The sequence below is a fragment of the Verrucomicrobiales bacterium genome (assembly GCA_016793885.1).
In the GTDB taxonomy this organism is placed as follows: domain Bacteria; phylum Verrucomicrobiota; class Verrucomicrobiia; order Limisphaerales; family UBA11320; genus UBA11320.
In genome coordinates this window covers 16,958-31,244 of the sequence record JAEUHE010000152.1, presented here as the reverse complement: position 1 = coordinate 31,244, position 14,287 = coordinate 16,958, and the positions used below count along the sequence as shown (strand labels likewise).

The following is a 14,287-nucleotide window of genomic DNA, read 5'->3' as shown; positions in this document are numbered from 1 at the left end:
TGGATCCGACGAGTCGGGAGTTCGAGTCGCAGCTCCGAACTGCGGTCCAAGGTCCGTCCGCCCCCCCGATTTTGACGCAGTGTATTGGAAAAGGAGAGGAGCTCGCTTTAGAGGAAACCCCGGTCGAGGTTCGCGCCGCGGATTTGCTCTTGCTCTGCTCGGATGGACTGAGCGGGATGTTTCCAGACCACTTGATTGCTAGGGTCCTGGCCCGCCGACAGAACCGTTCGCTCGAATCCCTGGCCAACGCGCTCATATCCGAGGCCAATGCAGCAGGCGGCAAAGACAATATTTCCATCATTCTGCTGGGATCAAACACTCCGTTTGGCCTCCCCGGATCCGTTGGGAGCGAGGCCGAGATGGCGACGCCAGCAGAGACAATGACCATCGCTCCGGAACTCGCAGAACAGGAGGAGCAGAACCCGACATTGGCTCACTTGCCGGGACGCCAAGAGCAGCCCCTCCCTGCCGCACCCGTCGAGCAGACGCTAGGCGATCTCACTGAGGAGTCTGCGACACCGCGCCGCCGCGTTTTCTTACCGCTCATGATACTGCTCGCGATGGTTTCATTGAGCAGTTGGTTGATCTGGGGAGGGAAAACGAAACCGCCCGATTCCGATTCACAGATGGCCGCCAAAGCACCATCCCCCGAAGCAGCGGGCCTGCCTACGCTCCCGGTCCAGTCCACCGAGATCAGCCAAAACCTGACCGAGCCGGTAGCGGCTTCTGGAACTGCCACTCCAACCGAGAACTTGACGAAGACGGAATCTGCAGTCCTGCCGTCGATCGCCGCCGCCGCCCGCGAACCAGCGGTTGCGCCGCCAATCGAAGCCAAGCCGATCGAAGCCAAGCCGATTGAAGCCAAGCCGATTGAAGCCAAGCCGATTGAAGCCAAGCCGATCGAAGCCAAGCCGATCGAAGCCAAGCCGATCGAAGCCAAGCCGATTGAAGCCAAGCCGATCGAAGCTAAGCCGATCGAAGCTAAGCCGATTGAAGCCAAGCCGATTGAAGCTAAGCCGATTGAAGCTAAGTCGATTGAAGCCAAGCCGATTGAAGCCAAGCCGATTGAAGCCAAGCCGATTGAAGCCAAGCCGATTGAAGCTAAGCCGAGTGAAGCTAAGCCGAGTGAGGTTAAATCGCCTGTCATTGCCCCTGCCGCTAAAGATACCCCAGTGCTCGCCCCTCCGTCGATTCAGCCTCCTGCATCGCCAACGACTTCGACCCCGAACGAAACCCGTGTCGAGCTAGCCAAGGTTCAGCCGTCCGCCGCGCCGACCCAACCGATTCCAACGCCCAGCGTGACGTCTCCACCACCAACTCCCTCGCCGCTCCCTCGGGCAACTCCCCCTGTCCCCATCGATCGCAACCAATCGTCTGACCGGGCGAACTTGCCCCGAGAACGCTCCCCAATGGAACAGCTGCTTCTCGATTACGAAATCCTGCTGGTGAGATCCGGAGTGATCCCCCCGTCCGCCCCCCAACTCCGCACACCTGAAGCCCGCCAAGTGACACCCCTAGCTTTGGAGAAAGCCAGCCGAGAAGAACAGCGAGAGCTGCTGAACGAAGTTCGGCGACTGGAACGCGACCTTGAAGAAGCCCGCGCGCTCGATTCCGTCCGACGCCGCCAACTTCGAACTCTGCGCGAACGGTTAGGCGGCCGCAGGAATTAGAGGTGTGTTTGAGGGTTACCCACAGTGCTATCCCTCGGTTCTAGCCCTTCCGGACGTCGGCCGGCTAGAATCCTGGGTGCAATTTAGTGGGTGAGAGGGGTGGTGAAATCGCAACGAACTCGGCGGCCATATGCCGGGCTTTCAGCCCTGGATGGGAGGGGGACGGTTTACCTGGGGTTTGTCACCCCAGGCTGGGATGGGGCGCACCGTTGGTGCTAAAGCCCGACAAGCCACACTACCCATACCAAACCGAGCTTAGAACATTGAGCCCAAGTTCGTAGTGGATTCATCCGTGCTGTTGGAATCCGCGGGCCACAGGCCCAGCACCATTCCAGCCTGGGGTGACAACCCCAGGTCCCATCACCCCACACACGCTGAGGGCTGAAAGCCCGCCCCATCGCGGGATCCACTTCTCCGAATTCTATCATCCTAGAAGCGGCAGTTGCCCGACATCGATCTGGTCCCTTTCCGCAGGAAAACATCTGCCAACCCCTAACACTAGGGAATTGCCACGCCGAATTCATTCACCACTCCCCCATTGTCGCGATTGCCGTAAGCGCAAGCTTTGTCATTGTTCCAGGCAGGATGGCCACCAACACCAACAAGACTTCATTCGCTGCCCTGCATTATGCTCTGCTCCTTTCAGTGTCGGCCTTAGTCCCCACGCCCTCCGTGGCTCTCGGCGAGCGGATCTCCTTCGTCTATGATGCGGACGGTCAAAGAGTCGCCGCTCATAGGATCCCCAGTGAAGAACCAACTGCGTCCGCGGGATTGGGGGAAGTCCGGTTCCTGATCGACCCCCTCGCTCCCAACGGCTTCCCCCAAGTGGTCGCTCAACTCGGTAATGACCAGCTGGTGACCATCCCATTCTTACACGGACTCGGCCCGATCTGGGAAGGAGGCTATGGCGGCCAGATGGAAGCCGAAGCGCACTACCTGATTCTGGACGGGTCGAGTTCAGTGCGGATCTCGGCACCCGAGTCCTACGCGACGATGCTGCCCCTCATCAGGATACAGACCTCCTACGACTCCTTCGGAATCGAAATTGAATCTGGGAGCTACTCTTCCCACCGGTTCCGCGGGGAGAAGTTTGACCCGACCATCGGGATGTTACACCTGCGATCACGAGACTACGTGGTTTCCTCGGGGCGTTTTACCACGATGGATTCCTTCGAGGGTCATGCTGATCGTCCCAACTCCCTTCACAAATACACCTATGCGGAAGGGGATCCGATCAATCGTGTCGATCCCTCCGGCCATGAATCCTTGGTCGGCGTCTCGATCGCAACCAGCATGGGAACCAGCCTACACTCCCTCTACGACGAAGCGGTCTCCTCGACCGGCTTCGCGCTCATGGACACAGTTAAGGGCGTGCAGGCCGGTCTGACAGCTGACGCCATCTATCAAGAGTATCTCGTCGGAGTGTCGCTCGGCCTGGGAGTCGGTGTCGCTATCAGCCGAGGCGCGGGCGCGCTCTCCTCGTTTCGCCTGGGGAGGCTGATGGCAAACGAGGCATCGGTGACACGTCGACTCTTTGCTCTCCTCGGCAAGAGCTCCTACTGGGAACACGCCGGTGGGATTTCCGCTCAGGCGGCGCGAACGCTGGCGGAGTCGCATGGCTTCGGACTCGAGATCGGCCGTCTCTCTCGCTTTGAAAACGCCCGAAATGCGGTCGTCATTGGCCGACAGGATCTCGTCGGTGGGGAGATCAACCGCATCATGCTGGCGGAGGAAATCCAGCACGGACTCGACCGGGCCACGTCGGAAGCCAGCCAAGCCATCAAACGCGGGCTGGACAATGTCGAGTTTCACGCTGAACTGTTCCAGCGGATCATCCAGAACCACGAGCGGGGACGGTTCCCTTTTCTGACCCTGGAAGACATCCAGGGGTTGAAGGCCATCATCTCGGAGCTGAAATGAAGCGAATGCGAATCGAAGTAGCACAGGAGTTGGACGAGCAAGGCGATCTCGAGGAATTCACCTGGGATCTACTGCCGGTCGTCGATCCTCATCAGACCCGCCATCTCGATGAGAACGGCCTGCCTCGCATCGGCACTCCCATCTCTGCCGGCATGATTCTCGTGGGAAAGCTCGGAAAGAGTGCGGCCTTCAATGAATCCGAGCAGCCCTCCTCTTTAGAAATTCAAGGCCTCCCCTTTTCCGCGCTCCAGGCGCGCTACGGTCACCTCTGGAAGAACACCTCGCGCTACGCCACCGAGGAACTCCACGGCACGGTGGAAAACGCCCACTTCGAGAAAGTGAACGGGAAGCTGCACGCCATCGTGGAGCTCGCGTGCAAAGAGTAGTCAGGCCAACCGAGGAGGGTTGAGCCGCAATGGACGCAAAGGACGCGATGGGGGACTACCGAAAGAGGAACGCTGCAGGTCGTTCCGAATTGAAACCCAGATATGAAACGGTACTGGATCTAGAAACAGCGCATCACGAAGTGACATCCGAATCCTTTTGTTTGCTTGAGGAGGCCAATCCAGCCAAAACTGCCAACCCGGCACCCAGACCGAGGAGTCCGACGCCTGAAGGCTCAGGGACCACGAAGTTAAATCCAGTGACCAGGCCCTTGTTGACAAGTCGGCCTTCCTTTTCTCCAAATCGCTGCCACACACTAAGCGGTTGGTCACCGCTCACCCCATCGAGAAAAGAGTCTACATATAGGCCAGTGACATCCAACAAAAGGTTGCCCTTGGAAGGGTCGTAGTGAAAGAAGGGACCAGCCGTGGCGAACAACGCGAAAAACGGTGCCACCTCAACATGTCCACTCCACCCAATGCTTACGGTGGTGGATTGCTCCGCAGATAGGACCAGCTTGGCGTCCCTTCCCTCGTTTTCGGCGACACCGGGCTCAAGCTCGAGGCATCTCGCGTTGTCGTTGAAAACTTGATTTGCCCCCCGGTCAATCGTGCGTCCAAAGCGCGTCCCTGAAACATGTCCGCTCGAAGCGCAGCGGAGGAGTGATGCTCATATTTGTCCCTTGAACCAACGTTCCCTCCGGACGCATGTTCTGGAACGTTCGAACCGCAAGATTGGAGTCGTGGACCCCGAGGGGAGACGAGGCTGAGCCCTTCACGAGCTTCTAACAACCGAAATTGAATGGAGAATCTCCATGAATTTACTGCCCTTCTTCCGAAGCTGGCACGCCCTGCGGGGTGCGTTTAATTGGGGACCAGCTTCCGGGGATCGGCGATCGCCCGGCTAATGTTTGTGAACCCTACGGGTTCTCGGACCCCAATGAAAAATGTGCAATGTGAAATGAGCAATGTGCAATCCGGTTCCTTCCCAATTCCCTCCCGCCCTTCGTGAGCTTCGTGTGAGGAACTCGGGTTCCTTTCGCACCCGACGTCCCGTCCTTTGTCGTCCCCTCCGTGTGTTCCGCGTGTTCCGTGGGCAACACCTTCTCCCTGTCTTACTGGGCTGCAGGTCTATTTTCCCGAACGCTTCCGGACCTGCTCCTTCTTTTCCTCAAGCTCGGCCTGGTAGGTTTTCTTTTGGTTCGCCACCTGTTTCTGCAGCTCTTCCATCTCGGCCATGTCACCCTTTTCGAGGGCTTTCTGCATCGCGCCTTTGAGAAAGATTTCGCGATCGGCGATCTTGGCGAGATACTCCGAGTCGAGGTCCGCCAGCTCCTGCTTTTGCTTCTCGCTCAGCTTCACCGTCGGGCTGACCTTGTTGAGCCGTTCCATTGCTAATTCATATGCCGATTTCATAAAAAAGACCGTTTCAAAAGGTTCGACCGTAGTTCCGGAACCATCCCGCCCGAGTCACACCACGCCAGGGTCAACTCGGCAGTTCCACTTCAAGATGCCCATCCACCACCCGAGTGGCGTAGCGAGCGATGCGGCCAGCTGGCTGGCTCACACAGGCGCCCTCGCAGGGCTTGAACTTCCACTGATGCAGTGGACATACGAGAAATTCGCCTTGCAGGATGCCTGCGCCCAACGAGGCACCGGCGTGCGGGCAGGCATCGTCCACCGCAAAGAATTGCCCTCCGACATTTCCCACCGCCAATTCACGGCCCAGGGCAACCACCGTGCGGCACTTTCCGGGAGGCAAACTGCTCACATCCGCCACTTCCACGAACCGGCTCATGAGGGGGACTGGCTGGGGCCGCTCGAACTTGAAGGAGCCGCATCACCGGAGGCCAAGGATGGCTTCTTCTTCCACGGTGCGTCGGCGAGCTTAGAAGGTAGCTTGATCGGCGGCGGCTTGGGCTGGGCCATGGCCAGATCGGGATCCTCCGAGGGTTTCTCGCCAGGGGGTGCCATGTTGTCGCGCCACGAAGCGACCCGGGCTTGCAACCCATGATGTTCGGCCGTCTTCTTGTCCCCGGCCTTCATATAAAACAGGGACAAGTTGGTGTGCACCAACTGCTCCTTGGGACGCATGACCTCAGCTTTCTTTCCCTCCTCAATTGCCCGGAGGTAATCCTCCTTGCGATAGAAACACATCGACAGCGCACACTGCGCGTCGAAATTGGCGGGCTCCAACTCGAGCAACCGGGTGAACTTGGCGATCGCTTGATCGTAGTCACCGGTGCTGTAGTCGAACATCGCGTCGTCGTATTGGTCTTGGGAAGTCACGAAATTGCCTTTGACAATGCCGGGTATGCCACGAATGTTGCGACGACGCAAGCGATGTCATCATTAGCCATTCAACTCATCTCGACGGATTTCGACGGAACGCTCCACGCGGAGTTTGAAAACCCACCCGTTCCCAAGGACCTGGAACAGCAGATTGCCGAGCTACAGCGCCAGGGCGCCAAGTGGATTATCAACACCGGACGCGACCTCTCCAGCCTCATGGAGTCGCTGGCGAGAGCCCGGCTGTCGATCTGGCCCGACTACCTCGGCCTCGTCGAGCGGGAGATCTACATCCGGGAGGGTCATGACTACCACCCTTGCAAGCCGTGGAACGATGCCTGCACCCAGGATCACGCCCTGCTCTTCGAACGAGTTCGTCCCGATGTTGCCGGCCTCATGGAATGGGTGCATGCTCGACACGAGGCCACTCTGTACGAAGATGCCTTTTCGCCCCTGTGCATGATCGCCGCCAATAATCAGGAAGCGGACGCCATCATGAAGCACCTGGAGGACTACTGCCGCTCCGTTCCGAACCTGACCGTCGTCCGCAACGACATCTACGCGCGATTTAGTCACATCAAGTATGACAAAGGGACCGTGGTGGCGGAAGTCGCACGTCAGCTGGGGGTGAGCCGAGAGCGCATCTTTGCGGCCGGCGACCATCTCAACGATCTACCGATGCTCAACGGCAACCATGCCGGAATGATGGCCGCTCCCGCGAACGCGATCCCGGAGGTGCAGGCGCTCATGAAGACCACGGGCGGATTCCTAGCCACCGAGCCCTGGGGCCATGGCGTGGCACAAGCTTTGGAGCACTACCTCAGGAGCGGACCATCTCGACCAGCGACCTGAGGGTGAAAGAGCACCGCAGAGACGGGAAGAGCGCAGAGAGGTGGATGGAAACCACGGATTCTTAAGGAGCACCGCAGAGTTTCCTGAGTATGTCGGCCAAACCCGCCTTGCCCATCCGACGTTCTGCAATGGCGATCATCGCTTGATAGAGTTCCTCGGTTGCTGCCGGCACCGGGAACCCGTTGCCTTCCAGGAACACTAATGCGGCACCCATTCCCGTTCGCTTGTTTCCGTCGACGAACGCCTGAGCTTCGGCGATGTGGAACGCGTAAGCGGCCGCAATATCGAAAAAATCTCCCTGTCCATAGAGCCACACGTTGCAAGGATGCATCGTCGCACTCTCCAACGTGGCCGGATCTCGCACCCCCTCCTGCCCTCCGTGACGTTCCAAAGATAGGCGATGGAGGATCTTGATCTGCTCGATCGTGAGGAAGACCGGGTCGCTCATCGGCTGAGCTTCTGCATCAGTTCGGCATGGCGGTCGAACACGCGCTTGCTCGACTCCTCGAAAGTCTCCGGCTTCATCGTGCGCACGGCTTGCAGAGCCTTCACCTCTTCAAGGAAGTCGATGACCTTGGCTTGCTCCTCCGGGGGAAGCGCTTTGATTTGTTCGATGACGACGCGTGCGGTCATAGTTTTTAGTATACCTCACTGTCTGGCTAAGCGGAAGCAGGTTCTGCGGATGGTTCCTTCGGCCTGTAATGGCAGCGGGCGTGAACCTCCTGCAGGTGTCTAGGTGTAAATGACTGTCGCGTCGCTTCCCGTGGTCCAACCACGACAGAAGACCCCAGACACAACGCTGGCCTCCTCGGCTTACAAGCGAAAAACAGCCCCATAAATCAAATCTATGCCCCTTCTCGATCGATAACTTAATGTACAACTCATTGCGGCAAAGTCACATCCTAAGGTCCGAACCCGAGTGCGGCAAGCCGAATCGGGCAGCAGCACAGAACGCTGTATTAGGTCAGCAGACCAAGCCCTTACCAACTCGATGAACGTACGTTCATCGAGTTGGTAAGGAGCCCCGCCCTACGGACAGAACGCGGTGGGTCTTCGAGTGATACCGAGCGCAACCCGCGATGGGGGTTGTGGAAGTGGGGACATTTTTCCAGGGTAGCTCGTTCCTCGCAACCCTGGCTTTGAGGCGGAATCCCCTTGGGATAGGGTCCGAAGCACTCTGAACTGGTGGGCAATGCTTAGAGCCCTCTACCGCTTTCGAGCCCCCCCCCGGAGGTGATTCCCGGCTCATCCCACCTGGAACCGGACAATGTCGGCCGCGGACGCCACCAATGCTTTTCCATCCGTGTCATCCGGGAAATCCGCGGTTTCAAAAAACTGCCGCTTTCAGGTTGAAACGCGATCGTCGGTGTTTAATTACCCGGCCCGTCGACCTGATAACCCTGCTCGCGCAAATGGTGCAGCTTGTAGATGAGCGAGCGCCGACTGATACCCAAAGCCTTAGCGGTCTCGGTTCGATTGAAATGAAACTTGCAGAGCGCTTGGTGGATGGCCTGCAACTCGATATCCTCCAATCGCGGTGGAACGGCCGACTCCGGGAGCACTGACGTCGCTTTGCTCTCCCTCACTTTGGTGGGAAGATGGTCCGGCAGAATCAGTTCTCCTCCCGACAGCAGCGAGGCTCTCTCCATCGCATTGCGCAACTCACGCACATTACCCGGCCACCCGTAACGCTGCAGACACTCCGCCGCAGCCGGCGACAGGCGGGATCGCCCCTGAGCAAACTGCTCGAGGAACAAGGAGGCCAAGGGAACGATGTCTTCCGTTCGCTCACGCAACGCCGGGATGCACAGCTCCACCACATTCAAGCGGTAGTAGAGATCTTCCCGGAATCGGCCCTTTTTGACCTCTTCCTCCAGATTCCGATTGGTCGCGGCCAAAATGCGCGCATTCGTCAGCACATCCTGATTGGACCCCACCCGCTGAAATCGCCCGTCCTGAGTCACTCGAAGCAGCTTCGCCTGAAGCTGGGGCGACATCTCCGCAATTTCATCCAGGAAGATCGTCCCGCCGCGCGCCCCTTCAAAGCGTCCGATCCGCTGAGCGGTGGCACCGGTAAAGGCGCCGCGCTCATGTCCGAACAGCTCGCTCTCCAATAGGTTCTCCGGGATCGCCGCACAGTTCACTTTGATCAGCGGCCCTTCGGCGCGATGGCTCCATCCGTGAATGACATCAGCCAACACCTCCTTGCCGACACCACTCTCGCCCGTAATAAGAATCCGGCTCTCGGAGGAGGCGATCAGCGAGGCGTCTCGAAACACGGCCTGCATGACCGAGCTCCGCGCTACCACGCTGGCAGGCAGTTGACGGTCTGAGGCGAGACGCGCCGGAGGAATCTGCAATCCGGTGGCCCGTTGAACCGAGTTCAGCAACTCGTCGAGATCGATGGGTTTGCTGAGATAATTCACAGCGCCGTCGCGCATCGCGCTAACGGCTTCCCGAATGTCAGCAAAAGCGGTCACCAGCAGGATGGGCAAACTGGCATTGATTTCCCGAGCCAAACGCAGGGCCTCCAGACCGCTGATCCCTGGCATTCGAACATCGGAAACCATGAGGGAGAATTCCTTTCGCTTGAGCAAATCAATGGCTTCCTCGCCGGAGGCGGCGGTGGTGATCAAAAAGCCGTGCCCCTTCAGAAAGGACTCGAGCAGGCTTCGCTGGCCCGGATCATCATCCACGATCAGCACCTGGCATGACTCCGGGGAGGTGGGAAGAGTGTTCGAGGACATGACAGCTAAGGCAACGTGACCAGCTTGATATGATTGATCCGAAAACGGGCGCCGTGCGGCTCGTTCGGAAGACACTGAATCTCCCAACCGTGCGCGAGCACGATTTGATGCACCACTGCCAACCCGAGCCCCGTGCCGTCCGCCCGGGTGGTAAAGTAAGGCTTAAAGATCTCGTCCCGGTTTCCAGCCGGCACTCCGGGCCCATTGTCGATCACCTCCAGGTAACCCTCGCCCGAGTCCGTCCGCCCTGACACTATCTCAATGGTTTTGGAATCGTCGACCGCTTGAATCGCGTTCATCACCAGATTGAACAAGGCCTGACGAAACATCTGCTCGTCGGCCAGGATCTTGAGCCCGCTGGAAGTTCGCGACCAACGAACCCGTTTCTCCTCCATGTCGCATCCCAGGGCCGAGGCCACCTCATCGATGACCGCATCAAGATCTACCGACGTGGCCCTCACCTCTCGGGGTTTTGAATAATTGATAAACTGGTTCAACTGCACGGTCACGCGATCCACCTCGTTGGTGATTTCCAGGGATCGGGACCGTATCTCGGGGGTGGCATCCTCGCGTTTGGAAATCATTTGCGCGAGTCCCCGAACGATGTTCAGCGGATTGCGCGTTTCATGCGCTAAGCCTGCGGCGGCGATGTTCATCTCCTTGAGATGGCTGTTCATCTCGCTCGCCTTCAGGAGGCGCAACTGTAGCTCCGACGATTTAACCATCGTGCGCCACGCCAGCGAGAGCCCCACGACGGCAACCCCGCCCATGACGGCCACCACCATGCGCATCCAGAAATCTTGATCGCAGACAGCCTGGACCGACTGCGTCGTCATCACCACGACAAATCCATGCAGTCCTTGCTTGGAAATCAGGGTTCGGTATTCCTCCTCATTCATCCAGGGCGGCCGACCGAACCACTGGCGGCCGGAAGGACCCCGTGACTCGCGGGGCGACGGCGGCCCTTGAACCTCCTTCACCTCCCCTTCTTTAGGCGGCGCGAGCGGGGGCGGAGTGTTGGAACCTGATCCGGGAGACCGCCAAGGAAATCCCCAATCCCCGCGACGGTCGTTCGTGTTGGTGCTGCCCGCCTCACGACGAGGCACGACGATGATCCGATTCACTCCCCCATCCCCCTCCGTCACGGCATTGGTTCCTAAGTCCACCAGATTCACCAGCGTGACGCTGCGCTCATCCCAATACTCCCCGGCGTGAGTCTTGATCGACTTCGTTCCCGATTCGAGCGGGGGACCGGCCGAGGCGACCACCTCACCGCTGACGTTGAGCAGGTGAACCGACTCCACATCCTCGTTTTTGATCAACTCCTTCAGCGCGGGTTCGATGCGCTCCTGGCTGACAATGCTGCCAAAACGCCGCTGGGATCGAATCACCAGGCCCAAGGTCGTGGTGATGTCCCGGCCGCGCACCGCCAGACTCGCTCGAGCCGACTCCCGCACCCGGTGGTGCTCAACCGCCTGCCAACCCAGGATCAGCAACCAGGCAAGAACTAGCAGACCGTAAATTAGATTTTTTCGTCCGGGTTTCACCGTCGGTCCTTGGCCCGCTTGGCTTTCTTGCTCTCCTTCTCCGCTTTCTCAGCCTCTTCCATCTGCTTGACCGGAAGGCCGTCGACAAACTTGTTCAGATCCTCCTCAGTGAAGGCTTTGCCCGAAAGGGTGGCCTGGCTCTTCTCCACATTGGAGACCGCCAACAGGTTCGAAGGCTCCTTCACAATGTGCGGAGTCAGAAAGATGAGCAGCTCTTTCTTCTCGGCCTTCTTTTGTTCACGCCGAAAGGCCAGGCCCAGCAGGGGGATATCGCCCAGGATCGGAATCTTGCTGTCGACGCTTCCTTTGGTGGTTTGCATCAACCCGCCAATCACCACCGTCTGTCCATCTGGAGTCAACACCACCGTGTCGGCAGAGGTCTTGGAAATGACCAACGCATCGGTGTTGTCGGTGAGTTTGATGGGAGTATCGAGTTGGATAATGTCGGAAATCTCCGGAGCTACGATCATCTCAACCAAGCCATCCGAGGTGATGAATGGAGTGACCCGCAGGATGATTCCAACGTCCTGGTAGGACACGGTGTTGATCTGGTTGCCATTATTGTCAAAACGAACATTGGTGGTGAATGGGAGGGTTTTGCCGACCGTGATGGTGGCCGGTTGGCTGTTGCGGGTCAGGATCGAGGGTCGGGAGAGCACCTCCGTTTTTCCGGCGGAAGCGATCGCTCGCAAGGTGGCGGTGAAGTCGTTGCCCAGAACCTGGTACAGTCCACCGCCCGCCGGAGCGGCCAAGGACCCACCCACCCCGGGAGTTAGCCCGAACAGATTGGAGACGGAGCCGATGGTCGATCCGCCGATCTTCTTGCTGAGGGAGCCCTCGATGCCGATGTCCGATCCTTTGCTGTGCGTGACCTCCATGAAGACCACCTTGATCAACACCTGAGGCTTAGGCCGGTCCAGATTGGTGATGACCTGGCTGATATACTGGCTGGTTTCATCGTCGGTGATCACGATCAGGCGGCGGGTCTCGGGATCCGCCGTGATGATGGCGTCACCGATCATGCCATTGTTGTAGTATTGCCGGCCGCTGGCGCTGGTGGAACCACCGCCGCCCCCACCGCCAAAACCGCCACCGCCGAATCCACCCCCACCGCGATTCCCGCCTCGCTGCTGGCCCAGCAGGGAGAGAGTGCTCATCTCCGCCAAGAGGAGCAGTGCGAGCAACCAACCCGTCATTCGAAATCGTTGCATATCGTTAGTTCCCTAAATTCTTAACCACCCAAATCTCCATCCAGACCGTCCCACCCCATTAGTTTCCGCCCCGGTTGCCGCCCAAACCACCGCCTGTACCCAATCCTCCACCGGTGCCTAGGCCGGATCCGGTGCCCGCACCGGTGGTCTGACCATTGCTGCTGCGCGTGCTGAGCGGACTGGTCTGGGTGGTGTTATTGCGGTTCATCGACGTGGTGTTCTTCTCAAACATGCCGCGCAGGATCTGCTCCACCTGTTGAACGTCGGCATTTTCGAGCGAGTAAACAAAGACCTTCTGCTTCTTCGCCGGACTAGAATCCAGCTCGTTGACCATCTGCGCAATCTGGGTCATGAGCTCGCGCGCTGCGGTCACCACCACCGAGCTGGTCCGCTGATCGGCCACCGCCAGGACCTGACCCTTCTTCTTCATCCTGTCGCTGTCAGTATTGGCCGCCGCCCCTCGTCCGGCTCCGCCGCCGCCCGCGCCAAAGAACCCGCCAAAGCGGACTGGCCCACGATTCTGATCCGTCGAACCCGAGCGGGAGTCATCGGGAAAGAGACTGGTGAGCAGCTCAGCCATCTCCAAAGGATCCGCATGTTTGAGCCGGAACACGCGAAGCTCTGTCACATCATCGACGGACACATCAACACTCATGACGACGTCCTCGACGGAGGGCATCACGTCATCCGGAGCCGCCACCACCAACGAGTTGCTGCGCTCATCGGCGGTCGCCACCACCCGCGACGCATTCGGACGCCCGTTGGACCCCGTGGCACCACCGCCGGCATCCCCCCCGCCAGCGGCTGGGCCGCCGAAGCCAGGGAAGCCGCCCCCGAACCGAGCCCGGTTGCCCCCTGCGTTCCCCCCGCCCGTGCGCGAGCTATCGGTGGCCGGAAAGAGTTCTTTGATTACCGTCGCCAACTGCTTCGCATCGGCGAATCGCAGTGGAAACACTTTGATGGAAGAAATGCTCGAGACCGAAGTATCCAGGGCTCGGACGATTTCCGTAAACCGACGAATGTTCATCTGAGTGTCGGTGATCACCAAGGCGTTCCCGCTCTCGTTCGCCGTCATGGTCGCCTTCTCCGGCAGCAGGGGCTGGAGGTCTTTAATCAGCTGGACGGCGTTGATGAAGCGCACCGGCACAATCTGGGTCACGATTTGCTCGTCCTTGGGGATAAGCTCCGGGTTATTTCCGCTCTTCACCGGAATATCACGCTTCTTTGCCTCTTCCTTGCTCACGATGGTCAACACGCGGTCGTTCCGAATGGCCGCATAGCCGTTCTTGCTGAGCATTCCATTCAACAGGCTGAGCGCCTCCTCCTGAGACACCGGCTGGTTGCTCCAGAGGTCGGCTTTGCCACGGAGTTCGGTCTCCAACACGATGATGAAACCGGCGGCCTCACTCAGGTAGTTGAGAACCATCTCCAAAGGAACGCCGCGAAAATTCAGGCGCAGCTTTTTGTCCCCCGCAGAGGTTGAAGGATCAGGCTTTGTCGTCGGCTGGACCGGGGCAGACAACACGGCACCGGGTGCCGCTGGTTGGCCTGAGGCGGGCGCCACCGGAGCGTCCTGGCCGTGAGACATCAAACCGGCCAGGACCAGAAGCGAGCAACCCACCCAACCACCGCCGGCGCGCAGCCTCGGGTAACAAAAGGTCATGTTCA

General features: G+C 59.1%; 15 protein-coding genes. 4 read left to right on the top strand and 11 right to left on the bottom strand.

Annotation, left to right across the window (positions count from 1 at the left end):
- Positions 1–433: 433 nt before the first annotated feature.
- Positions 434–1,045, bottom strand: a complete 612-nt coding sequence (locus JNN07_17965; protein MBL9169631.1) for a hypothetical protein — start codon at positions 1,043–1,045, stop codon at positions 434–436.
- A 364-nt stretch (positions 1,046–1,409) separates the two neighbouring features.
- Between JNN07_17965 and JNN07_17960 the strand changes: the two genes are divergently transcribed.
- The 3 genes from JNN07_17960 to JNN07_17950 all read left to right on the top strand — a co-directional run bounded on the left by JNN07_17960 (position 1,410) and on the right by JNN07_17950 (position 3,976).
- A complete protein-coding gene (locus JNN07_17960; protein MBL9169630.1) occupies positions 1,410–1,670 on the top strand; it encodes a hypothetical protein in 261 nt (86 codons plus the stop codon).
- Between the two features lie 585 nt (positions 1,671–2,255).
- Positions 2,256–3,590, top strand: coding sequence for an RHS repeat-associated core domain-containing protein (locus tag JNN07_17955; protein ID MBL9169629.1), 1,335 nt, complete (start codon positions 2,256–2,258; stop codon positions 3,588–3,590).
- Positions 3,591–3,595: 5 nt separating this feature from the next.
- Positions 3,596–3,976 (top strand): hypothetical protein, encoded by a 381-nt coding sequence (locus JNN07_17950; GenBank protein ID MBL9169628.1) that lies wholly within the window; start codon positions 3,596–3,598, stop codon positions 3,974–3,976.
- Positions 3,977–4,109: 133 nt separating this feature from the next.
- Here the strand turns inward: JNN07_17950 and JNN07_17945 are convergent, their stop codons facing one another.
- The 4 genes from JNN07_17945 to JNN07_17930 form a co-directional block, all read right to left on the bottom strand.
- A complete protein-coding gene (locus tag JNN07_17945; GenBank protein ID MBL9169627.1) occupies positions 4,110–4,430 on the bottom strand; it encodes a PEP-CTERM sorting domain-containing protein in 321 nt (106 codons plus the stop codon).
- A gap of 674 nt (positions 4,431–5,104) precedes the next feature.
- Positions 5,105–5,389: a hypothetical protein gene (locus JNN07_17940; protein ID MBL9169626.1), complete on the bottom strand. Its 285-nt coding sequence runs from the start codon at positions 5,387–5,389 to the stop codon at positions 5,105–5,107.
- A 70-nt stretch (positions 5,390–5,459) separates the two neighbouring features.
- Positions 5,460–5,771: a Rieske (2Fe-2S) protein gene (locus JNN07_17935; GenBank protein MBL9169625.1), complete on the bottom strand. Its 312-nt coding sequence runs from the start codon at positions 5,769–5,771 to the stop codon at positions 5,460–5,462.
- Positions 5,768–6,313, bottom strand: coding sequence for a hypothetical protein (locus JNN07_17930; protein MBL9169624.1), 546 nt, complete (start codon positions 6,311–6,313; stop codon positions 5,768–5,770). Before JNN07_17930 ends, JNN07_17935 begins: the two co-directional genes overlap by 4 nt.
- 3 nt (positions 6,314–6,316) lie before the next feature.
- Between JNN07_17930 and JNN07_17925 the strand changes: the two genes are divergently transcribed.
- A complete protein-coding gene (locus JNN07_17925; GenBank protein ID MBL9169623.1) occupies positions 6,317–7,114 on the top strand; it encodes an HAD family phosphatase in 798 nt (265 codons plus the stop codon).
- 61 nt (positions 7,115–7,175) lie between these two features.
- On the opposite strand, the gene JNN07_17920 is transcribed toward JNN07_17925, so the two are convergent.
- The 6 genes from JNN07_17920 to JNN07_17895 form a co-directional block, all read right to left on the bottom strand.
- Positions 7,176–7,562, bottom strand: a complete 387-nt coding sequence (locus JNN07_17920) for a type II toxin-antitoxin system death-on-curing family toxin (GenBank protein MBL9169622.1) — start codon at positions 7,560–7,562, stop codon at positions 7,176–7,178.
- Positions 7,559–7,747 (bottom strand): hypothetical protein, encoded by a 189-nt coding sequence (locus tag JNN07_17915; GenBank protein ID MBL9169621.1) that lies wholly within the window; start codon positions 7,745–7,747, stop codon positions 7,559–7,561. The genes JNN07_17920 and JNN07_17915 overlap by 4 nt, the downstream gene beginning before the upstream one ends.
- A gap of 737 nt (positions 7,748–8,484) precedes the next feature.
- Positions 8,485–9,861, bottom strand: coding sequence for a sigma-54-dependent Fis family transcriptional regulator (locus JNN07_17910; GenBank protein MBL9169620.1), 1,377 nt, complete (start codon positions 9,859–9,861; stop codon positions 8,485–8,487).
- Positions 9,862–9,866: 5 nt separating this feature from the next.
- Positions 9,867–11,408, bottom strand: coding sequence for a HAMP domain-containing histidine kinase (locus JNN07_17905; GenBank protein ID MBL9169619.1), 1,542 nt, complete (start codon positions 11,406–11,408; stop codon positions 9,867–9,869).
- Positions 11,405–12,619 carry a type II secretion system protein GspD gene (locus tag JNN07_17900; GenBank protein ID MBL9169618.1) on the bottom strand — a complete coding sequence of 405 codons (1,215 nt, stop codon included), beginning with the start codon at positions 12,617–12,619 and terminating at the stop codon, positions 11,405–11,407. The genes JNN07_17905 and JNN07_17900 overlap by 4 nt, the downstream gene beginning before the upstream one ends.
- Before the next feature lie 58 nt (positions 12,620–12,677).
- Entirely contained in the window at positions 12,678–14,282 is a 1,605-nt protein-coding gene (locus JNN07_17895; protein ID MBL9169617.1) for a hypothetical protein, read from the bottom strand.
- Positions 14,283–14,287 lie beyond the last annotated feature (5 nt).